A 19,932-nucleotide genomic window follows, 5' to 3' on the forward strand; every position below is an offset into this window, starting at 1 on the left:
CATTTCAACTGTGGGAGCGAGCCTGCTCGCGAAATCGATTTTGAATACTGTGGAGACTAAGGGATGAAAACCCTCTGGCAACACTGCCACGTCGCAACCATGGCGCAGGGCGTCTACTCGATCATCGAGGATGCGGCCATTGTGACGTCCGGTGCGCACATCGAGTGGATCGGTCCGCGCAATCTGCTGCCGTCCGGTGAATACCCGGCGGTCAACGATCTGCAAGGCGCGTGGGTGACCCCGGGCCTGATCGACTGCCACACTCACACGGTGTTCGGCGGCAACCGCAGCGGCGAATTCGAGAAGCGTCTGCAAGGCGTCAGCTACGCCGAGATCGCGGCGCAGGGCGGTGGCATCGCCAGCACCGTGCGCGCCACCCGTGAAGCGAGCGAAGACGAGTTGTTCGCCAGCGCCGCGAAACGCTTGAAAAGTCTGATGCGCGACGGCGTGACCACGGTCGAGATGAAGTCCGGCTACGGTCTGGACCTGGCCAGCGAACGCAAGATCCTGCGGGTCATTCGTCGTCTGGAAAAAGAGCTGCCGATCAGCTTGCGCAGTACCTGTCTGGCCGCCCACGCGCTGCCGCCGGAGTACAAGGATCGCGCTGACGACTACATCGAGCACATCTGCGCCGAGATGCTCCCGGCATTGGCCGCCGAAGGGCTGGTCGATGCGGTGGATGCGTTTTGCGAGTACCTGGCGTTCTCGCCGGAGCAGGTCGAGCGGGTGTTCATCACCGCACAAAAACTCGGCCTGCCGGTGAAGCTGCATGCCGAGCAATTGTCGTCGCTGCATGGCTCCAGTCTGGCCGCACGGTATCACGCGTTGTCTGCCGACCATCTGGAGTTCATGGACGAAGACGACGCCATCGCCATGGCCAAGTCCGACACCGTCGCGGTGTTGCTGCCGGGGGCGTTCTACTTCCTGCGCGAAACCCAGCTGCCGCCGATGGACGCCCTGCGCAAACACAAGGTCAAGATCGCCATCGCCAGCGACCTCAACCCCGGCACCTCGCCGGCGCTGTCGTTGCGCCTGATGCTCAACATGGCCTGCACCTGCTTCCGCATGACTCCGGAAGAAGCCCTGGCCGGCGCGACCATTCACGCCGCGCAAGCGCTGGGCATGGCTGATACCCACGGTTCGCTGGAAGTCGGCAAGGTCGCGGATTTCGTCGCCTGGCACATCGATCGTCCGGCGGATCTGGCCTATTGGCTCGGTGGTGATCTGGACAAATGCGTCGTGCGTCACGGCGTCGAATCAAGTCTGTAGGAGAGCGGTTGTGGATAAGGTTCTGAGTTTCAAACAAGGTCGCGTACCGCTGCTGATCAGCATGCCGCATGCCGGTGTGCGCCTGACGCCAGCGGTCGAAGCCGGGCTCATCGCGGACGCGAAAAGCCTGCCGGACACCGACTGGCACATTCCGCAGCTCTATGACTTTGCCGAGGAACTGGGCGCCAGCACGTTGGCCGCCGAATACTCGCGGTTCGTCATCGACCTTAACCGTCCGTCCGATGACAAACCGTTGTATGTCGGCGCCACCACAGGCCTGTACCCGGCGACGCTGTTTGACGGTATCCCGTTGTTCAAGGAAGGCCTGGAGCCTTCGAAAGAGGAGCGCGCGACTTATCTGGAGCAGATCTGGACGCCATACCACCGCACCTTGCAGGAAGAGCTTGCGCGGTTGAAGGCCGAGTTCGGCTACGCGTTGCTGTTCGACGCGCACTCGATCCGCTCGATCATTCCGCACCTGTTCGACGGCAAACTGCCGGATTTCAACCTCGGCACCTTCAACGGCGCCAGTTGCGATCCACAATTGGCGACGCAACTGGAAGCCATCTGCGCCCGTCACGATCATTACAGCCACGTGCTCAACGGACGCTTCAAGGGCGGCCACATCACCCGCCATTACGGCAACCCGGCCGAGAACATCCACGCCGTGCAACTGGAGTTGTGCCAGAGCACCTACATGGAAGAGTTCGTACCGTTCCGCTACCGCGCCGATCTGGCAGAGCCGACGCGGGTGGTGCTCAAGGAGTTGCTGCAGGGCCTGCTGGCCTGGGCAAAGTCGCACTACACCGCATAACCCCTGTGGGAGCGAGCCTTCTCGCGAAGGCGGCGCATCAGGCAACATATGCGTTGAATGACACAGCGCTTTCGCGAGCAAGCCCGCTCCCACAGGTTTTGTATGCAGCAGAAAAATTGTGACTGCGTACGGGCATGCTCATTGACGTAAATCGGGTTTATGATGCCGGACGGCAGAATAATAGAAGTCCCCCCAGGGATGACCTCGACCCCTTACGGAGCACGCAATGCAGACATTGTTTCCGCAGATCAAACCCCATGCCCGGCACGATCTGGCTGTCGATGACACCCACACGCTGTACGTCGATGAAAGCGGCTCGCCGGAAGGCTTGCCGGTGGTGTTCATCCACGGCGGCCCGGGTGCCGGTTGCGACGCGCAGAGCCGTCGCTATTTCGATCCGAACCTGTACCGCATTGTCACCTTCGACCAGCGTGGCTGCGGACGCTCCACCCCGCACGCCAGCCTGGAAAACAACACCACCTGGGATCTGGTCGCCGACCTCGAGCGTATCCGCAAGCACTTGGGCATTGATAAATGGGTGCTGTTCGGCGGTTCGTGGGGTTCGACCCTGGCGCTGGCCTACGCGCAAAACCACCCGGAGCGCGTACACGGTCTGATCCTGCGTGGGATCTTTCTCTGCCGTCCGCAGGAAATCGAGTGGTTCTATCAGGCCGGTGCCAGCCGTCTGTTTCCCGATTACTGGCAGGACTACATCGCGCCAATCCCGCTGGACGAGCGCGACGATCTGCTCAGCGCCTTCCACAAGCGCCTGATCGGTAACGATCAGATCGCTCAGATGCACGCGGCCAAGGCCTGGTCGACGTGGGAAGGACGCACCGCGACCCTGCGGCCGAACCCGCTGGTGGTCGACCGTTTCTCCGAGCCGCAGCGCGCCCTGTCGATCGCGCGGATCGAATGTCACTACTTCACCAACAACGCATTCCTCGAGCCAAATCAGCTGATCCGCGACATGGGCAAGATCGCTCATCTGCCGGGGGTGATCATTCACGGTCGCTACGACGTGATCTGCCCGCTGGACAACGCCTGGGAGCTGCATCAGGCCTGGCCGAACAGCGAGCTGCAGGTGATTCGCGACGCCGGTCACGCCGCGTCCGAACCGGGTATCACCGATGCGCTGGTGCGTGCCGCGAGCAACATGGCCCGCCGCCTGCTCGACCTGCCGCCCGAAGAAGCATGAAGGGGCTTTTACAACGCGTGCGCGGTGCGCGGGTAGAGGTTGCGGGAGAGACAGTCGGCGCGGTGGATCAGGGTTTGCTGGTGCTGGTGGCGGTCGAACCCGACGACACCCGTACCAGCGCCGACAAACTTCTGCATAAGCTGCTTAACTATCGGGTATTCAGTGACGCTGAGGGCAAGATGAATCTGTCCCTGGCGGATGTGGGCGGCGGGTTGCTGCTGGTCTCTCAGTTCACCCTCGCTGCCGACACCAAGAGCGGGTTGCGCCCGAGTTTCTCGACCGCGGCCCCTCCGGCATTGGGCGAGGAATTGTTCGACTATCTATTCAGCAAAGCGAAACAGATGCATGGCACTGTGGCATCAGGTAGATTCGGCGCGGATATGCAGGTGCACCTGGTCAACGATGGCCCGGTAACCTTCCTGTTACAGACATGAAAGCGCTTGAAACAGCTTTTCAAGGGCTTTTCGACTGAAAACAGGCGTTTTTCGCGATAAATACTTTGTTACCCCTGATGCGTTGTCACGCGGGCTACTAGATAATCGCGCGCTATGGGGATCAGCGTTCGCTGTTCCATTTTTGACTTAGGTAGAGACTTGTCTGGATCCGATTGGGGAATCATTTTGCCCCAGCGGAGTCGGAACAATGCTCGCCAACCTGGCATATAGATAGCTGGCCGTTGGTTTTTTGATCTGTTTTCGGCGAGGGTTGCTCGTGATTGTTAGTCCCTGTAATGCAGCAAAAATGTCTGCCAAACGCATGCGAAGTGCCCTGGTAGCCGGCTCGGCGCTCCTGTGCCTGCTCAGCGCCGGCCAGCTTTGGGCGTTCAATCTTGACGATGTATCAGCCAAGGCTAAAGAGCTGGCCGGGCAGAAGTTCGAAGCCCCGCGCAGCAACCTGCCGAACGAATTCCGTGACATGAAGTTCGCGGATTATCAGAAAATCCGCTTCCTCACCGAAAAGGCTGAGTGGGCCGATCAGAAGACACCGTTCAAGCTGTCCTTCTATCACCAGGGCATGCACTTCGATACGCCGGTGAAAATCAACGAAATCACGGCGAACACCGTCGAAGAGATCAAGTACGATCCGACCCGCTTCGATTTCGGCGACCTCAAGTTCGATCCGAAAGCCACCGAGCAACTGGGCTACGCCGGTTTCCGTGTGCTGTACCCGATCAACAAGGCCGACAAACAAGACGAAATCATGACCATGCTCGGCGCGAGCTACTTCCGCGTCGTCGGCAAGGGTCACACTTACGGTCTGTCGGCCCGTGGTCTGGCGATCGACACCGCACTGCCGTCGGGCGAAGAATTCCCGCGTTTCCGCGAGTTCTGGATTCAGCAGCCGAAGCCGGGCGACAAGCACCTGGTGATCTTCGCCCTGCTTGATTCGCCGCGCGCCACCGGTGCCTATCGCCTGATCCTGCGTCCGGGCAGCGACACCATTGTCGACGTCAAGGCGCAGATGTTCCTGCGTGACAAGGTCGGCAAACTGGGCATCGCACCGTTGACCAGCATGTTCCTGTTCGGCGCCAACCAGCCGTCGAAAGTCCTCAACTACCGTCGTGAACTGCACGACTCCAGCGGTCTGTCGATCCATGCCGGCAACGGCGAGTGGATCTGGCGTCCGCTGAACAACCCGAAACACCTGGCCGTGAGCAACTTCAGCGTCGAGAACCCGCGTGGTTTCGGTCTGCTGCAACGTGGCCGCGACTTCAGCCACTACGAAGACCTCGACGATCGCTACGACAAGCGCCCAAGCGCCTGGATCGAGCCGAAGGGCGAGTGGGGCAAGGGCACCGTTGATCTGGTAGAGATTCCGACTGCCGACGAAACCAACGACAACATCGTTGCGTTCTGGAGCCCGGAAACCATGCCGGAGCCAGGCAAGCCGCTGGACTTCGCCTACCGCCTGCACTGGACCATGGACGAAGCGGCGATTCACGCCCCCGACAGCGCCTGGGTCAAGCAGACCCTGCGTTCGACCGGCGACGTCAAACAGTCGAACCTGATCCGTCAGCCGGACGGCAGCGTCGCTTACCTGGTCGACTTCGAAGGTCCATCGCTGGCGGCTCTGGCCCCGGATGCCGACGTGCGCAGTCAGGTCAGCGTTGGCGATAACGCCGAGCTGGTCGAGAACAGCGTGCGCTACAACCCGGAAACCAAGGGCTGGCGCCTGACTCTGCGGATGAAAATCAAGGACGCGAGCAAGTCCACCGAGATGCGCGCTGCCCTGGTACAGCCAGTGGTGACCGCTGATCTGGCCAAGTCTTCGGTGCCGGCGTCGAACTCGTCGGTGGCCAAGGCGGACAAGGTCGCGGCCAAGCAACAAGAGAAAGACGAGAAGGAAGCCAAGGCAGCCGAGGCCAAACAGGCCGACGCCAAGCCAGCCGCAGATGCCAAGGACAAGGCCAACAAAGACGCCAAGCAGCCAGCGGCTGCGAACGCGGCCCCAGCCACACCGGAATCGGCACCGACTGAAGAAGTCCTGACCGAGACCTGGAGCTATCAGTTGCCTGCCGATGAGTAACTCTCAAGTACAGCCAGAGACTCTGTCCGAGTATCTGGCGCATCTGCCGATGACCGACGAGCAGCGCGCGGAACTCGCGGGCTGCCAGTCCTTCAGCGAACTGCACCAGCGTCTGTCGTCGCCGACGTTCGACGCGCCTGCCGAAGCCGCCCAGGCTTCGGTGGGCAAGCGCCTGACCCTGAGCACCGCCGAGGAGCTGGAAGAGGCGGAAATGCTGGTGCTCGACGCCAGCGGTCGGGTCAGCATGAAGGCGACTCCGCCGATCCGTCGGACCAAAGTCGTGCCGGAGCCTTGGCGCACCAATATTCTGGTGCGTGGCTGGCGCCGCCTCACCGGGCGCACCAACCCGCCACAGCCGCCGAAGGACGAAAACGTCTTGCCGGCGGCGCGCTGGCGTACCGTCGGTTCGATCCGTCGCTACATTCTGTTGCTGCTGATGCTCGGTCAGACCATCGTTGCCGGCTGGTACATGAAAGGCATCATGCCGTACCAGGGCTGGTCGTTCGTCGATCTGGACGAAGTGCTGCACCAGCCGCTGCTGCAAACCGCCACGCAAGTGCTGCCGTATGCGCTGCAGACCAGCATCCTGATCCTGTTCGGGATTCTGTTCTGCTGGGTCTCGGCCGGTTTCTGGACGGCACTGATGGGCTTCCTCGAGTTGCTCACCGGTCACGATAAATACCGTATCTCCGGCAAAAGTGCCGGCAACGAGCCGATTCCGAAAGACGCTCGTACCGCGCTGGTGATGCCGATCTGCAACGAAGACGTGCCCCGGGTATTCGCCGGTCTGCGCGCCACCTTCGAGTCGGTCGCCGCTACCGGTGATCTGGATCGCTTCGACTTCTTCGTCCTCAGCGACAGTAACGACACCGATATCTGCGTCGCCGAGCAACAGGCCTGGCTGGACGTCTGCCGCGAAGCCAAAGGCTTTGGCAAGATCTTCTACCGCCGCCGTCGCCGCCGTGTGAAACGCAAGAGCGGCAACCTCGACGACTTCTGCCGTCGCTGGGGCGGTGACTACAAGTACATGGTCGTGCTCGACGCCGACTCGGTGATGAGCGGCGAGTGCCTGACCAGTCTGGTACGCCTGATGGAAGCGACGCCGGACGCCGGGATCATCCAGACCGCGCCGCGTGCGTCGGGCATGGATACCCTGTATGCGCGCATGCAGCAGTTCGCTACCCGCGTGTACGGTCCGCTGTTCACTGCCGGCCTGCACTTCTGGCAGCTGGGTGAATCCCACTACTGGGGTCACAACGCGATCATCCGCATGAAGCCGTTCATCGACCACTGCGCCCTGGCGCCGTTGCCGGGCAAGGGTGCGTTCTCCGGTGCGATTCTGTCTCACGACTTCGTTGAAGCCGCACTGATGCGCCGTGCCGGTTGGGGCGTGTGGATTGCCTACGACCTGCCGGGCAGCTACGAAGAACTGCCGCCGAACCTGCTCGACGAGCTCAAGCGTGACCGTCGCTGGTGCCACGGCAACCTGATGAACTTCCGCCTGTTCCTGGTCAAAGGCATGCACCCGGTGCACCGCGCGGTGTTTCTGACCGGCGTGATGTCGTACCTGTCGGCGCCGTTGTGGTTCTTCTTCCTGGTGTTGTCGACCGCGCTGCTGGCGGTGAACACACTGATGGAGCCGCAGTATTTCCTGGAACCGCGTCAGCTTTATCCGCTGTGGCCGCAATGGCACCCGGACAAGGCGATCGCGCTGTTCTCGACGACCATCGTGCTGCTGTTCCTGCCGAAGCTGTTGAGCATCATCCTGATCTGGGCCAAGGGCGCGAAAGAGTTCGGTGGCAAGTTCAAAGTGACCCTGTCGATGCTGCTGGAGATGTTGTTCTCCATGCTGCTGGCGCCGGTGCGGATGATTTTCCACACCCGTTTCGTGCTCGCCGCGTTCCTCGGCTGGGCCGCTACCTGGAACTCGCCACAGCGTGACGACGACTCCACGCCATGGAGCGAGGCGGTCAAGCGCCACGGTCCGCAGACCCTGCTGGGCTTCTGCTGGGCGCTGCTGGTGATCTGGCTGAACCCGAGCTTCCTGTGGTGGCTGGTCCCGATCGTCGGTTCGCTGATGCTGTCGATCCCGGTATCGGTGATTTCCAGCCGTGTCGGTCTGGGCCTCAAATCCCGTGACGAGAGCCTGTTCCTCATCCCCGAGGAATACAATCCGCCGCAGGCACTGCTGGCGACCGACCAGTACACCCACGAGAACCGTTGGCACGCGCTGAACGACGGCTTCATCCGCGCCGTGGTCGATCCGCAGCAGAACGCCCTGGCGTGCTCGCTGGCGACCTCGCGTCACGGTCAGGCCGAGCCGATCGAATGGCTGCGTCAGGAACGTGTACGTCATGCCCTGAAGGCTGGCCCGGCGGCACTGAGCAACCACGATCGCCTGCAACTGCTGAGCGATCCGGTGGCCCTGGCGCGTCTGCACGAGCTGGTCTGGTCCGAAGATCACAAGGAATGGCTGGATGCCTGGCGTGCTTCGGTGAAAGCCGATCCGCATGCGCCGCTGTTGCCACTCAAGCCTGTGAGCTTGCAGGCGCAACCGGCCTGATGAAGAAACCCCGCGAAAGCGGGGTTTTTTTGTCCTGACGACAGCGGGCGCTGATCTGCAATCGATCAAAAAACCTTGTGCAAACGAACGAGTGCGTTAGCATCCGTCCCCGAATTGGCGCGCCCGGACGATCTTGTCCATTTCAGTCGGTTTTCGCGCCGCAATTGCAATGGTTTTGGGGACTTGAAGATGAAGAAGTATCTGTCGATGCTGCTGGTCGGCGTCACGGCACTGGTTGCAGTCAATGCGGCGCACGCCGGTGCAATCGATGACGCGGTCAAGCGCGGCACGTTGAAAGTCGGTATGGATCCGACCTACATGCCGTTCGAAATGACCAACAAGCGCGGCGAGATCATCGGCTTCGAAGTCGACATCCTCAAAGCCATGTCCAAGGCCATGGGCGTCAAGCTCGAGCTGGTGTCCACCGGTTACGACGGGATCATTCCGGCCCTGATGACCGACAAGTTCGACATGATCGGCAGCGGCATGACCCTGACTCAGGAGCGCAACCTGCGCCTGAACTTCAGCGAACCGTTCATCGTGGTCGGCCAGACCCTGCTGATCCGCAAGGAACTGGAAGGCACCATCAAGTCCTATAAAGACCTGAACACCGCCGACTACCGCATCACCTCCAAGCTCGGTACCACCGGCGAGATGGTTGCCAAGAAGCTGATTGCCAAAGCCAAGTACCACGGCTACGACAACGAGCAGGAAGCGGTGCTCGATGTAGTTAACGGCAAGGCTGACGCCTTCATCTACGACGCGCCGTACAACGTGGTCGCGGTGAACAAGGTCGGCGCCGGCAAACTGGTGTTCCTCGACAAACCGTTCACCTACGAGCCGCTGGCCTTCGGTCTGAAGAAGGGTGATTACGACAGCATCAACTTCATCAACAACTTCCTGCACCAGATCCACGAAGACGGCACCTACGATCGCATCCATGACAAGTGGTTCAAGAGCACCGAGTGGCTCAAGGACATGGAATAACACTGGGTCAGTCAGACCGAGTCGCCCCAATCGCGAGCAGGCTCGCTCCCACATTGGAATGCATTCCCCTGTGGGAGCGAGCCTGCTCGCGAAGAGGCCCTCCATAGCAACAAAAATCCGGAACCTGCAATGAAACAGAAAAAAGCCCAATGGCCCTGGCACGTCCTGACCGTGCTGGTGCTGGTCGGCCTGGCGGGCGCGTTGTATTACGCCACGTCGCTGATGTCCTACGAATGGCGCTGGAACCGCGTGCCGCAGTACTTCGCCTATCAGGCCGAAGAATCCCAGCGTGCCACCGATATCTCCACCGTCACCGAGCTGGTGCGCAAGGGCGGTAGCGCGCAGGTCACCCTGCGCAACGACGCCGGTGACGAGCAGCACCTGACCGTCGACGAAAACAGCCTGCAATTCGCTCAGGGCGACGATGTGGCAGAAGGCGACGTCGTGGGCGTGACCCGGCATTGGGCGGCAGGGCCGCTGCTGTGGGGCCTTTGGACCACGCTGTGGCTGTCGGTGGTGTCGGGTGTGCTCGGTCTGCTGATCGGTCTGGTCACCGGGCTGTGCCGCCTGTCGAACAACCCGACCCTGCGCGACCTGTCGAGCATCTACGTCGAACTGGTACGCGGCACGCCGCTGCTGGTGCAAATCTTCATTTTCTACTTCTTCATCGGCACGGTGATGAACCTGTCCCGCGAGTTCGCCGGGATCGCCGCGCTGTCGCTGTTTACCGGCGCCTACGTGGCCGAGATCATCCGTTCCGGGGTGCAGTCGATTGCCCGTGGCCAGAACGAAGCGGCGCGTTCGCTCGGTCTGAGCGCCGGCCAGTCGATGCGCCACGTGGTACTGCCGCAAGCATTCAAACGCGTACTGCCACCGCTGGCCGGGCAGTTCATCAGCCTGGTCAAGGACACCTCGCTGGTGTCGGTGATTGCGATCACCGAGCTGCTGAAAAGTGGCCGTGAAGTCATCACCACCTCGTTCTCGCCGTTCGAAATCCTGTTCTGCGTCGCCGGCCTGTACCTGTTGATCAACCTGCCGCTGTCGAAAATCGCCAGCCGTCTTGAGCGGAGGCTCGCGCAAAGTGATTGAAGTCCGCGATCTGGTAAAAGTCTTCGACACCCGTGGCCAGGTAGTTCGGGCTGTGGATAACGTCACCACTTCCGTTGCCAAAGGCGAAGTGCTGGTGGTGATCGGCCCGTCGGGTTCGGGCAAATCGACCTTCCTGCGCTGCCTCAATGGCCTGGAAGAATTCGACTCGGGTTCGGTGAGCATCGACGGCCTGCAACTGGCCGACCCGAAAACCGACGTCAACGCCTACCGCCGCGAAGTCGGCATGGTGTTCCAGCACTTCAACCTGTTCCCGCACATGACCGTGCTGGAAAACCTCTGTCTGGCGCAGAAAGTCGTGCGCAAGCGTGGGCAGAAGGAAAGCGAGGCCAAGGCCTTGGCGTTGCTGGAGAAGGTCGGTATTGCGCAGAAGGCTCGGGAATATCCATCACGCCTGTCCGGCGGCCAGCAACAGCGCGTGGCGATTGCCCGGGCGCTGGCGATGGACCCGAAAGTGATGCTGTTCGACGAACCGACTTCGGCCCTCGACCCGGAAATGGTCGGTGAAGTGCTGGATGTGATGAAGAATCTGGCCGTGGAAGGCATGACCATGGTTTGCGTGACCCACGAAATGGGTTTCGCCCGGGAAGTGGCGGATCGAGTGCTGTTCTTCGATCACGGCAAACTGCTGGAAGATGCTTCCCCGGCGGAGTTTTTTGATGCGCCGAAGGATCCGCGGGCGCAGGCCTTTCTGCGTCAGGTCCTTTAATTTCAGCGTCTGACCTACCGCTTTCGCGAGCAAGCCCGCTCCCACATTAGACCGCGTCCGCATGGACAACCAGGTCAACTGTGGGAGCGGGCTTGCTCGCGAATGCATCACCTCGGTTCAGAGCGAACCGAGGTGGATGAATCACCTCAAACCTTGAACCGCCCCACCAGCATCTGCAGATGCGTCCCCAGCCGCGCCAGCTCAACACTCGACGCCGCGGTCTCTTCACTCGCCGCCGAGGTCTGATCCGACACATCCCGCACATTCAGCACGCTACGGTTGATCTCCTCGGCCACGGCACTCTGCTGCTCGGCCGCTGCGGCAATCTGCTGGTTCATCGCCTGAATCGCCGAGACGGTGCGGGTGATGCTTTCCAGTGAGCCACCGGCGCGGCGGGTCAGTTCGACGCTGCTGTCGGTCAGGCTGCGGCTGTTGTCCATGATCGTCGCCACTTGCTGGGTGCCGGTTTGCAGGCCGACGATCAGCTCTTCGATCTCTTCGGTGGACTTCTGCGTGCGCTGGGCGAGGCTGCGCACTTCATCGGCAACCACCGCAAAACCACGCCCGGCCTCACCGGCACGCGCTGCTTCGATCGCGGCGTTGAGCGCCAGCAGGTTGGTTTGCTGGGCCACGGACTTGATCACGTCGAGCACGCTGCCGATCTTGTCGCTCTCGCGCTTGAGTTCGCCCATGGCTTCGGTGGAGTGGCCGACTTCGACGGCCAGACGCTCGATCTGCGCGATGGCTTCACCCACCACTTTGTCGCCTTCGCGGGCCTGCTGGTCGGCGGCCACAGCGGCTTCGGAAGCTTCCTCGGCGTTGCGCGCGACTTCCTGCACAGTGGCGGCCATTTCGTTCATGGCGGTGGCGACCTGATCGGTCTCGATCTTCTGATTGTTGACCCCGGCGCTGGTCTGCTCGGTGACCGCCGACAGTTCCTCGGCGGCGCTGGCAATCTGCGTGACGCCGTCGCTGATGCCACCGATCAACTCGCGCAGGCCTTGGGTCATGCTCTGCATCGAACGTTGCAACTGGCCGAGTTCGTCGCGACGCTGAGACACCAGGTTGTGGGTCAAGTCGCCGGCAGCCACGCGCTCGGCGACCTTCAGGGTCTGATTCAGTGGAATGATGATCTGCCGAGTGATCGCCCATGCGGCGAGCAAACCGAAGGCCACGGCCAGCAAGGTGGCGATGATCAGCATGTTCTTGGCGTGCGCGGCATCGGTGTCGCGCACCACGGTTTGTGATTCGGTGAGCTTCTTGCTGACGTCGAGCAAGATGTCGCCCTGCGCCGTCATGGTTACCCCGGCCTTGGCATTGTTCACCTGCGAGTCGCGGAACTGGGCGACCGCCGCGCGATAAGCCTTGATCGAGTCGGTGGCCTGTTGCAGGTTGGCGATGTGCTGTTCGGGCAGTTTCGCCGGCAGGCTGTCGAGGTTTTTCAGTGCATTGTCGATGGCGTCCAGCGCGGGCTGCTCCGCCTCGGCCTTGCCGCTGTAGGTATAGCCGCGCACCTGATAGCGCGCTTGCTGCAACAGTTTGCTCAGTTCGATCACGCTGTTGAATTGCGCGACGCTGTCACCCTGCAGCATGGATTTCTCGACTTCCGAGACTTTGGCCACGGCATTGTCGGCACTGGCGCCGAGCTTGCTGCGCGCATCCTCACGCTGCACGGTGGCCTGTGTCATGTCGGCGAAGGCACGTTTGTACTCGGCGACAGCGGCCAGTTGCTGATCGACCATGGCCGCATCTGAGGGCTGCTCGATCAGGCCGCGCGCGGTTTGCAAGCCGCTGCCGAGTTTGGCCAGCAACTCGTTGACCGCGCCCGGGCCTTGTTCGCCACGACGCGCTTCATAGTCCAGACGCGCCAGGCGCAGGTCCTTGGTCAGTTCATTGAGGCTGGAGATGAAGCCCAGCTTGTCGCCACGGCTGATGATGCCGCCCATGCCGGTCCAGCCGGTAAAGGTAATCAGCAGGGTGAGCAACAGCACCAGGCCGAAACCGATACCCAGCTTGCGTTTGACGCTGACGTTCCCAAGATTCTCGGCTAACCAACGGTACATGCGACGACTCCCCTCGGACCACTAATTGGACTTATGGGGACTGTATCGGCGGGGTGATGGCAATCTGTAACCCGATTTGTCCGACACCGCTCCTACAGGGAGAGGTGTGTCAGAACAGGCGGGCGAGCAGGGCGGTGACGGCGGTTTCGACGCGCAGGATACGTTCGCCCAGTTGCACCGGTTGCAGGCCGGATTTGCCCAGCAGGTCGATTTCGTAGGGAATCCAGCCGCCCTCGGGGCCGATCGCCAGGGTCACCGGTTCGCTCAATGCCCGTGGGCACGGCGGGTAATTGCCGGGATGGCCGACCAGGCCGAGGGTGCCTTCGCTGATCGCTGGCAGACGATCTTCGACGAACGGTTTGAAGCGCTTCTCGATGATGACTTCCGGCAGCACGGTATCGCGGGCCTGTTCGAGGCCGAGAATCAGGTTCTCGCGAATCGCTTCCGGCTCGAGAAACGGCGTCTGCCAGAAACTCTTCTCGACCCGGTAGCTGTTGACCAGAATCACCTTCGACACGCCCATGGTCGCCACGGTCTGGAACACCCGTCGCAGCATTTTCGGGCGGGGCAGGGCCAATACCAGCGTCAATGGCAGCTTGGCCGGTGGTGATTGATCGAGGGTGACACGCAACTCGGCTTCACCGGCCTCAAGGCGAAGCAGCTCAGCCGAGCCCATCAAGCCATTGATCCGTCCCACGCGCAGGCTGTCACCGACTTCCGAGCGGTGAACTTCCTGCATGTGGGTCAGGCGCCGGTCACGCAGCACGACGCGGTCGGCCGCGATGAAGTCGGCCTCTTCGAGCAGCAGCAGGTTCATGCCTGGGTCGCTGGCGGCTGGTCGTTGTGATCGTCGGCTGGCGTTTCGTCCGGGCGTTCGCGCTTGCTGATCAGGCCGCCGAACAGAATGCCGATTTCAAACAGCATCCACATCGGTACCGCCAGCAGGGTCTGCGAGAAGATGTCCGGCGGGGTGAGGATCATGCCGACCACGAAGCAGCCGATGATCACGTACGGGCGAATCTTCTTCAGGTATTTGACGTCGACCACGCCGATCCACACCAGCAGCACCACGGCCACCGGAATTTCGAACGCGACGCCGAAGGCGAAGAACAGCGTCATGACGAAGTCGAGGTAACTGGTGATGTCGGTCATCATTTCCACGCCGGCCGGGGTGGCGGCGGCGAAGAACTTGAAGATCAGCGGGAACACGAAGTAATAGGCGAACGCCATGCCGGTGTAGAACAGCAGGATGCTCGACACCAGCAGCGGCACGGCGATGCGCTTCTCATGCTTGTACAGGCCCGGCGCGATGAAGCCCCAGATCTGATGCAGGATCACCGGAATCGCGAGGAACAGCGAGACCATCATCGTCAGCTTCAGCGGCGTCAGGAACGGCGACGACACATCCGTGGCGATCATCGTCGCGCCGACCGGCAGGTACTGGCGCAGCGGCGTCGAGACGAAGGTGTAGATCTGCTGGGTGAAGGCGAACAACCCGGCGAAGATGATGAACACCGCCGCCACACAACGCAGCAGGCGGGTGCGCAACTCGGTGAGGTGCGATACCAGCGGCATGTGCTGGTCGTTTTCAGGGAGATCGCTCATGGGGCTCGCGGCGGCAGTGTAGGGTCGTGAGGCGCTGGTGTGGTCGGCGCGGCGGTTGGGGCTACGTGTTCAACCGAAGTATTTGCAGCAGCGGGCACTGGTTCTGTCGGCGCAGCAACAGGTGCAGGTGCAGGTGCAGCGGGCGCGGCTGGCGCATGAATCGTCTGCTCGCCGACATGCTCAACTGGCGTCGGCTCCTGCTGAACCGGCGTGAAAATCTTTCGCGCCTCCTGCTCCAGCGACAGGATGTGCTCGTTGTGCAGTTGCCGACGGATCTCGTCGGCACCGATTTCACGTTCAACTTCCTGTTTGATCGCGTTGAAGCTGCGCTTCAGCCGGCCGACCCACAGGCCGGCGGTGCGCGCAGCGCCCGGCAGACGCTCGGGGCCCAGCACCAGCAGGGCGACGAGGCCGACGAGCAGCAGTTCAGAGAAGCTGATACCAAACATTTGTCAGTCTCACACGTCTTTGCGGATCGGCTCTTCGACTTTCTGCGCCTGCACGTCGATGGTGTGCGGCGGGTTGGCCTGAGCGGTGGCTTGCGGCTGCACCGGCGGTACCGGCTGCGCAGGCGTTACGGTCGGATCGGCGGCCGGTTTTTCGTCATCGTTCATGGCTTTACGGAAGCCCTTGATCGACTCGCCGACGTCGGTGCCGAGGTTTTTCAGTTTCTTGGTGCCGAACACCAGCACCACGACTACCAGAATGACGATCCAGTGTTTCCAGTCAAAAATGCCCATGTTGCTGTTCCTCTCTAAAAATTGTTCAGGCGGACGGACGCGAGGCTTTCTCGACGTGTCCGGACAGACCGAAGCGACGATCCAGTTCATCCAGCACGGCCTGCGGATGCTGCCCCAGTTGGGCGAGCATGACCATGCTGTGGAACCACAGGTCGGCAGTCTCGTAGATCACATCGCTGCAGTCACCGCTGATGGCGGCGTCCTTGGCGGCAATAATGGTTTCGACCGACTCTTCGCCGACTTTCTCCAGAATCTTGTTCAGGCCCTTGTGATACAGACTAGCTACATATGAGCTGTCGGCAGCGGCGCCCTTGCGCTCTTCGAGTACCTGAGCGAGGCGGGTCAGGGTGTCACTCATGTTTGTGTCCTGCGGAATAGATTGCGTGCGGGTCTTTCAAGACAGGGTCGACCGTTTTCCAGTCGCCGTTTTCGAAGACGCGGTAAAAGCAGCTTTGACGGCCGGTATGGCAAGCGATGTCGCCGATCTGTTCGACCATCAGGATGATCACGTCGGCATCACAGTCCAGGCGCATTTCATGCAGGGTCTGTACGTGGCCGGACTCTTCGCCCTTGCGCCACAGCTTGCCACGGGAACGTGACCAGTAGATTGCACGGTTTTCCGCAGCGGTCAGTTCCAGCGCTTCGCGGTTCATCCAGGCCATCATCAGCACGCGTCCGGTCTTGTGATCCTGGGCAATCGCCGGCACCAGGCCATCTGCGTCCCACTTGATCTCGTCCAGCCAGTTTTTCATCTTCGACTCCGACAGCGAACCCGTACTTCAATTGTCAGGTTCAGGCGTTGAAACAGTGTGCCAGCCGATCAGCGAACTGGCTATCGGCGAACGACCAGATACAAGCCGACTGCCACCATGATGCCCGCCGGCCAATGCCCCAGTTCGTGCAGCGGGCCACCCGCGGCGAGGATCGTGCCGCCGGCCAGATGCGCGCAACCGAGCAGGCGCAGGAACCAGTCGTCCTTGCGTTTGTGCCACGGTGGCGGCGGGTCGTAGGCGTGCGGTTGCGACATGCGTTCGAGCAGATCGCGAGCCATGTTGGCCAGGTGCGGCAGCTGCTCGAACTGGCTCTGCACGTTGCCGAGCAAGGCTTTCGGGCTGACGCGCTCGCGCATCCAGCGCTCAAGGAACGGCTGCGCGGTGTTCCACAGATCCAGATCCGGGTACAGCTGACGACCGAGGCCCTCGATGTTCAACAGAGTCTTCTGCAGCAGAACCAGTTGAGGCTGGACTTCCATGTTGAAGCGCCGTGCGGTCTGGAACAGGCGCATCAGCACCTGGCCAAATGAAATATCTTTTAACGGTTTTTCGAAGATCGGTTCGCATACGGTGCGGATCGCCGCTTCGAATTCGTTGAGTTTGGTTTCCGCCGGCACCCAGCCCGAATCGATGTGCAACTGCGCCACACGGCGGTAATCGCGCTTGAAGAAAGCGAACAGGTTGCGTGCCAGGTAGTCCTGGTCTTCCGGGGTCAGGCTGCCGACGATGCCGCAGTCGATCGCGATGTACTGCGGGCTCCACGGGTTGACGGTGCTGACGAAGATGTTGCCCGGGTGCATGTCGGCGTGGAAGAAACTGTCGCGGAACACTTGGGTGAAGAAGATCTCCACGCCGCGCTCGGCGAGCATTTTCATGTCGGTGCGCTGGTCGGCGAGGGTCGCCAGATCCGTCACCTGAATCCCGTAGATGCGCTCCATCACCAGCACTTTCGGCCGGCACCAGTCCCAATAGACTTGCGGCACGTAAAGCAGCGGCGAGCCTTCGAAGTTGCGCTTCAACTGGCTGGCGTTGGCCGCCTCGCGCAGCAGGTCGAGTTCGTCGTAGATGGTTTTTTCGTAGTCCTGCACCACGTCCACCGGGTGCAGCAGGCGGGCGTCGGCGGAGACCTTTTCGGCGGCGCGGGCGAGGATGAACAGCCACGCCAGGTCCTGGGCGATCACCGGTTTCAGGCCCGGGCGGATCACCTTGACCACCACTTCTTCGCCGGTTTTCAGTTGCGCGGCATGCACCTGCGCCACCGAGGCCGAGGCCAGCGGTTCGACGTCGAAACGGCTGAACACTTCGCTGATCTTCTTGCCCAGCTGTTCTTCGATCAGCTTGATCGACAGCTGCGAATCGAACGGTGGCACGCGGTCCTGCAGCAGCATCAGCTCATCGGCGATGTCTTCCGGCAGCAGGTCGCGGCGGGTCGAGAGAATCTGCCCGAACTTGATGAAAATCGGCCCCAGATCCTGCAGCGCCAGACGCAGGCGCGCACCACGGCTCAGCTCCAACTGCTTGCGCGGCAACCAGCGCCACGGCAGCACATAGCGCAGCGCCAGGAGGAACCAGGGCAGCGGCAGCTCGAACAGCAGGTCATCGAGGCGGTAGCGGATCACGACGCGCTGGATGCGCAACAGACGGCGGACGGCAAGCAGCTTCATGCGTTATCGCTTGGGTCGAGGGATCGGGAAAGGCGCTCGAAACGCGCCTCGAGACGTTCCAGATCAACTTTGATCCGGTCCAGTTCGCTGAACCGCGCTTCGGCTTCGCGCTGCCCGACTAGGGTGCGCGATTCTTCGGCGAGGTATTCGGCGAGGTTCTGGTTGAGGCTGGCAAATCCTTGTTGATACCAGCGTGCGCGGCTGCGCAGGTGACCGCCAATCAGTTGCGTGGCGACCGGTCCGAGCCAGCGCGAGAGTTCGTATTCCCAGTCCAGCTCGAGGTCCTGCAGCACCCCGGCCAGTTCCAGCAGCACGCCGCTGTCACCGTCGAGCTCGACTTCCGGGGCGTGCAGCACCGCGGTCTTGTCTTTGCTCACGGCCAGTTTTACCAGGCTCGAGGCCGGGGCGCGCAGGGTGCAGTCGACGCCGGTTTCCCAGTGCGAGGCGAGCATCAGGCCCTCATCGCTGGGCAGGATGAACAGTTGCAGCGCCGGGCTGCGGCAATCGACGGCAATCACTTTGCCAGTCAGATGCGCCAGCCGCGGCAGCGCCGTGCTGTCGAGACGCAGCACCCGGTTCAGACCGAGTTCGACGCTGGCAAGCAGCCCGGTGAGCAACATCAGGGCTTGATGCCGCGGTGCAGGGCGACGATGCCTGCGGTCATGTTGTGATAGGTCACGCGGTCGAAACCGGCGTCGACCATCATCGACTTCAGGGTTTCCTGATTCGGGTGCATGCGGATCGATTCGGCCAGGTAGCGATAGCTTTCAGAATCGTTGGTGATCAGCTTGCCCATCAGTGGCATGAAGGCGAACGAGTAGGCGTCGTAGGCTTTCGACATCAGCGCGTTGGTCGGCTTGGAGAACTCCAGCACCAGCAAGCGGCCGCCGGGCTTGAGCACGCGCAGCATCGAGCGCAGGGCGTCTTCTTTATGCGTCACGTTGCGCAGGCCGAAGGCGATGGTCACGCAGTCGAAATGGTTGTCCGGGAACGGCAGTTTTTCCGCGTCCGCCTGAACGAATTCGACGTTGCCCGACACACCCAGATCCAGCAGACGGTCACGGCCGACCTTGAGCATCGATTCATTGATGTCGGCCAATACCACCTGACCGGTCGGGCCAACCAGGTGCGAGAATTTTTTGGTCAGGTCACCGGTACCGCCGGCGATGTCGAGCACGCGGTTGCCTGCACGCACACCGGACAGTTCGATCGCGAAACGCTTCCACAGACGGTGCATGCCGCCCGACAGAAGGTCGTTCATCAGGTCGTACTTCGCGGCTACGGAGTGGAACACCTCAGCGACTTTTTCCGCTTTCTGGCTTTCCGGAACGTTTTTGAAGCCGAAGTGAGTGGTGGGTTCGGCATCGCTGCCTTTGCGCTGATCAGTCATATCGCTGTCACCAAAAGAGAATGCGCGACATTCTAATCCCCAAGCCATGCTTTGTCTTGGAATGGCTAAAGGTAAGATGGGCGACCTTCGGGACGATTTGCCGCAGACGCGGTCAAGATTTACCGTCACCTATTCATCAAGCAGGAGTCATTCGATGGCCAAAATCAGTGTTGAGCGTGCCCACAGCCTGGGCAAGGAAGCCGCCCGCGAGAAGGCCGACAAGCTGGCGCAGAAACTCTCCGATCAATATGGTCTGAAGCCGCAGTGGTCGGGCGACACCCTGAACCTCAAGCGCTCGGGCGTGAAAGGCGCGGTGCATGTGGCCGACGACTCGATCCGCGTCGACGTGGAACTGGGCATCATGATGTCGGCCATGAGCGGCATGATCAAAGCCGAGATCGAGAAGGCGCTGGACAAAGCCCTGGTCTGAAACACGATCCCCTGTAGGAGTGAGCCTGCTCGCGATAGCGGTCTGTCAGTCACTGGAATGTTGATTGACAGACCGCTATCGCGAGCAGGCTCAC

Annotated in this window: 20 protein-coding genes and 1 pseudogene; 10 read left to right on the plus strand and 11 right to left on the minus strand. The window is 61.4% G+C overall.

The window, feature by feature from the left end; genetic code table 11:
- The first annotated feature begins 63 nt into the window (after nucleotides 1-63).
- The 9 genes from hutI to V3W27_RS13115 all read left to right on the plus strand — a co-directional run bounded on the left by hutI (nucleotide 64) and on the right by V3W27_RS13115 (nucleotide 11,173).
- Nucleotides 64-1,269 (plus strand): imidazolonepropionase, encoded by a 1,206-nt coding sequence (gene hutI, locus V3W27_RS13070; RefSeq protein WP_330206765.1) that lies wholly within the window; start codon nucleotides 64-66, stop codon nucleotides 1,267-1,269.
- A 10-nt stretch (nucleotides 1,270-1,279) separates the two neighbouring features.
- Entirely contained in the window at nucleotides 1,280-2,083 is an 804-nt protein-coding gene (gene hutG / locus V3W27_RS13075; RefSeq protein WP_330206766.1) for an N-formylglutamate deformylase, read from the plus strand.
- Between the two features lie 226 nt (nucleotides 2,084-2,309).
- Nucleotides 2,310-3,281 carry a prolyl aminopeptidase gene (gene pip, locus V3W27_RS13085; RefSeq protein ID WP_330206767.1) on the plus strand — a complete coding sequence of 324 codons (972 nt, stop codon included), beginning with the start codon at nucleotides 2,310-2,312 and terminating at the stop codon, nucleotides 3,279-3,281.
- Nucleotides 3,278-3,715 carry a D-aminoacyl-tRNA deacylase gene (gene dtd / locus V3W27_RS13090; RefSeq protein WP_098966789.1) on the plus strand — a complete coding sequence of 146 codons (438 nt, stop codon included), beginning with the start codon at nucleotides 3,278-3,280 and terminating at the stop codon, nucleotides 3,713-3,715. The genes pip and dtd overlap by 4 nt, the downstream gene beginning before the upstream one ends.
- Before the next feature lie 307 nt (nucleotides 3,716-4,022).
- Complete coding sequence (locus V3W27_RS13095; protein WP_167734086.1) at nucleotides 4,023-5,807, plus strand: glucan biosynthesis protein G; 1,785 nt, start codon at nucleotides 4,023-4,025, stop codon at nucleotides 5,805-5,807.
- The gene (gene mdoH, locus V3W27_RS13100; protein ID WP_115988388.1) at nucleotides 5,800-8,370 is read left to right on the plus strand and encodes a glucans biosynthesis glucosyltransferase MdoH; all 2,571 of its coding nucleotides are present in this window, start codon (nucleotides 5,800-5,802) and stop codon (nucleotides 8,368-8,370) included. The genes V3W27_RS13095 and mdoH overlap by 8 nt, the downstream gene beginning before the upstream one ends.
- A 189-nt stretch (nucleotides 8,371-8,559) precedes the next feature.
- Entirely contained in the window at nucleotides 8,560-9,357 is a 798-nt protein-coding gene (locus V3W27_RS13105; protein ID WP_003220833.1) for a transporter substrate-binding domain-containing protein, read from the plus strand.
- A gap of 129 nt (nucleotides 9,358-9,486) precedes the next feature.
- Nucleotides 9,487-10,446, plus strand: a complete 960-nt coding sequence (locus V3W27_RS13110; protein ID WP_103485248.1) for an amino acid ABC transporter permease — start codon at nucleotides 9,487-9,489, stop codon at nucleotides 10,444-10,446.
- Entirely contained in the window at nucleotides 10,439-11,173 is a 735-nt protein-coding gene (locus V3W27_RS13115) for an amino acid ABC transporter ATP-binding protein (RefSeq protein WP_007961769.1), read from the plus strand. Before V3W27_RS13110 ends, V3W27_RS13115 begins: the two co-directional genes overlap by 8 nt.
- A 146-nt stretch (nucleotides 11,174-11,319) precedes the next feature.
- Here the strand turns inward: V3W27_RS13115 and V3W27_RS28175 are convergent, their stop codons facing one another.
- The 11 genes and pseudogenes from V3W27_RS28175 to ubiE form a co-directional block, all read right to left on the minus strand.
- Nucleotides 11,320-12,192, minus strand: a complete 873-nt coding sequence (locus V3W27_RS28175) for a methyl-accepting chemotaxis protein (RefSeq protein WP_442962653.1) — start codon at nucleotides 12,190-12,192, stop codon at nucleotides 11,320-11,322.
- Nucleotides 12,175-13,236: pseudogene (locus V3W27_RS28180) on the minus strand (methyl-accepting chemotaxis protein); the annotation flags it as partial. The gene V3W27_RS28175 and the pseudogene V3W27_RS28180, both read right to left, overlap by 18 nt.
- A 109-nt stretch (nucleotides 13,237-13,345) precedes the next feature.
- Nucleotides 13,346-14,053, minus strand: coding sequence for a 16S rRNA (uracil(1498)-N(3))-methyltransferase (locus tag V3W27_RS13125; protein ID WP_027611294.1), 708 nt, complete (start codon nucleotides 14,051-14,053; stop codon nucleotides 13,346-13,348).
- Complete coding sequence (gene tatC, locus V3W27_RS13130; protein ID WP_027611295.1) at nucleotides 14,050-14,841, minus strand: twin-arginine translocase subunit TatC; 792 nt, start codon at nucleotides 14,839-14,841, stop codon at nucleotides 14,050-14,052. The genes V3W27_RS13125 and tatC overlap by 4 nt, the downstream gene beginning before the upstream one ends.
- Nucleotides 14,838-15,290, minus strand: coding sequence for a Sec-independent protein translocase protein TatB (gene tatB / locus V3W27_RS13135; RefSeq protein WP_330206769.1), 453 nt, complete (start codon nucleotides 15,288-15,290; stop codon nucleotides 14,838-14,840). The genes tatC and tatB overlap by 4 nt, the downstream gene beginning before the upstream one ends.
- Nucleotides 15,291-15,299: 9 nt before the next feature.
- On the minus strand, nucleotides 15,300-15,581 hold the full coding sequence (locus V3W27_RS13140; protein WP_003220847.1) for a twin-arginine translocase TatA/TatE family subunit: 282 nt from the start codon (nucleotides 15,579-15,581) through the stop codon (nucleotides 15,300-15,302).
- A gap of 25 nt (nucleotides 15,582-15,606) precedes the next feature.
- Complete coding sequence (locus tag V3W27_RS13145; protein WP_003220849.1) at nucleotides 15,607-15,939, minus strand: phosphoribosyl-ATP diphosphatase; 333 nt, start codon at nucleotides 15,937-15,939, stop codon at nucleotides 15,607-15,609.
- On the minus strand, nucleotides 15,932-16,333 hold the full coding sequence (hisI, locus tag V3W27_RS13150; protein WP_007909357.1) for a phosphoribosyl-AMP cyclohydrolase: 402 nt from the start codon (nucleotides 16,331-16,333) through the stop codon (nucleotides 15,932-15,934). Before hisI ends, V3W27_RS13145 begins: the two co-directional genes overlap by 8 nt.
- A gap of 80 nt (nucleotides 16,334-16,413) precedes the next feature.
- On the minus strand, nucleotides 16,414-18,018 hold the full coding sequence (gene ubiB / locus V3W27_RS13155; protein ID WP_097087007.1) for a ubiquinone biosynthesis regulatory protein kinase UbiB: 1,605 nt from the start codon (nucleotides 18,016-18,018) through the stop codon (nucleotides 16,414-16,416).
- Complete coding sequence (locus V3W27_RS13160) at nucleotides 18,015-18,638, minus strand: ubiquinone biosynthesis accessory factor UbiJ (protein WP_007961778.1); 624 nt, start codon at nucleotides 18,636-18,638, stop codon at nucleotides 18,015-18,017. The genes ubiB and V3W27_RS13160 overlap by 4 nt, the downstream gene beginning before the upstream one ends.
- Nucleotides 18,638-19,408 (minus strand): bifunctional demethylmenaquinone methyltransferase/2-methoxy-6-polyprenyl-1,4-benzoquinol methylase UbiE, encoded by a 771-nt coding sequence (gene ubiE / locus V3W27_RS13165; protein ID WP_007961779.1) that lies wholly within the window; start codon nucleotides 19,406-19,408, stop codon nucleotides 18,638-18,640. The genes V3W27_RS13160 and ubiE overlap by 1 nt, the downstream gene beginning before the upstream one ends.
- Before the next feature lie 154 nt (nucleotides 19,409-19,562).
- On the opposite strand from ubiE, the gene V3W27_RS13170 reads away from it, so the two are divergent.
- Nucleotides 19,563-19,838, plus strand: a complete 276-nt coding sequence (locus tag V3W27_RS13170; RefSeq protein WP_330206770.1) for a polyhydroxyalkanoic acid system family protein — start codon at nucleotides 19,563-19,565, stop codon at nucleotides 19,836-19,838.
- Nucleotides 19,839-19,932 lie beyond the last annotated feature (94 nt).

Origin of the sequence: Pseudomonas sp. AM14(2022) (assembly GCF_036346455.1) — a bacterium.
In the GTDB taxonomy this organism is placed as follows: domain Bacteria; phylum Pseudomonadota; class Gammaproteobacteria; order Pseudomonadales; family Pseudomonadaceae; genus Aquipseudomonas; species Aquipseudomonas putida_A.

Excerpts from the sequence above, each read along its gene's own strand:
- V3W27_RS13110 (WP_103485248.1), top strand. The coding sequence starts at position 9,487 with ATGAAACAGAAAAAAGCCCAATGGCCCTGGCACGTCCTGACCGTGCTG.
- V3W27_RS13125 (WP_027611294.1), bottom strand. The coding sequence starts at position 14,053 with ATGAACCTGCTGCTGCTCGAAGAGGCCGACTTCATCGCGGCCGACCGC.
- V3W27_RS13095 (WP_167734086.1), top strand. The coding sequence starts at position 4,023 with ATGTCTGCCAAACGCATGCGAAGTGCCCTGGTAGCCGGCTCGGCGCTC.
- dtd (WP_098966789.1), top strand. The coding sequence starts at position 3,278 with ATGAAGGGGCTTTTACAACGCGTGCGCGGTGCGCGGGTAGAGGTTGCG.
- V3W27_RS13145 (WP_003220849.1), bottom strand. The coding sequence starts at position 15,939 with ATGAGTGACACCCTGACCCGCCTCGCTCAGGTACTCGAAGAGCGCAAG.
- ubiE (WP_007961779.1), bottom strand. The coding sequence starts at position 19,408 with ATGACTGATCAGCGCAAAGGCAGCGATGCCGAACCCACCACTCACTTC.
- hutI (WP_330206765.1), top strand. The coding sequence starts at position 64 with ATGAAAACCCTCTGGCAACACTGCCACGTCGCAACCATGGCGCAGGGC.
- V3W27_RS13170 (WP_330206770.1), top strand. The coding sequence starts at position 19,563 with ATGGCCAAAATCAGTGTTGAGCGTGCCCACAGCCTGGGCAAGGAAGCC.
- mdoH (WP_115988388.1), top strand. The coding sequence starts at position 5,800 with ATGAGTAACTCTCAAGTACAGCCAGAGACTCTGTCCGAGTATCTGGCG.
- V3W27_RS13105 (WP_003220833.1), top strand. The coding sequence starts at position 8,560 with ATGAAGAAGTATCTGTCGATGCTGCTGGTCGGCGTCACGGCACTGGTT.
- tatC (WP_027611295.1), bottom strand. The coding sequence starts at position 14,841 with ATGAGCGATCTCCCTGAAAACGACCAGCACATGCCGCTGGTATCGCAC.
- V3W27_RS13140 (WP_003220847.1), bottom strand. The coding sequence starts at position 15,581 with ATGGGCATTTTTGACTGGAAACACTGGATCGTCATTCTGGTAGTCGTG.
- V3W27_RS28175 (WP_442962653.1), bottom strand. The coding sequence starts at position 12,192 with ATGCAGAGCATGACCCAAGGCCTGCGCGAGTTGATCGGTGGCATCAGC.
- hisI (WP_007909357.1), bottom strand. The coding sequence starts at position 16,333 with ATGAAAAACTGGCTGGACGAGATCAAGTGGGACGCAGATGGCCTGGTG.
- tatB (WP_330206769.1), bottom strand. The coding sequence starts at position 15,290 with ATGTTTGGTATCAGCTTCTCTGAACTGCTGCTCGTCGGCCTCGTCGCC.
- pip (WP_330206767.1), top strand. The coding sequence starts at position 2,310 with ATGCAGACATTGTTTCCGCAGATCAAACCCCATGCCCGGCACGATCTG.
- V3W27_RS13160 (WP_007961778.1), bottom strand. The coding sequence starts at position 18,638 with ATGTTGCTCACCGGGCTGCTTGCCAGCGTCGAACTCGGTCTGAACCGG.
- ubiB (WP_097087007.1), bottom strand. The coding sequence starts at position 18,018 with ATGAAGCTGCTTGCCGTCCGCCGTCTGTTGCGCATCCAGCGCGTCGTG.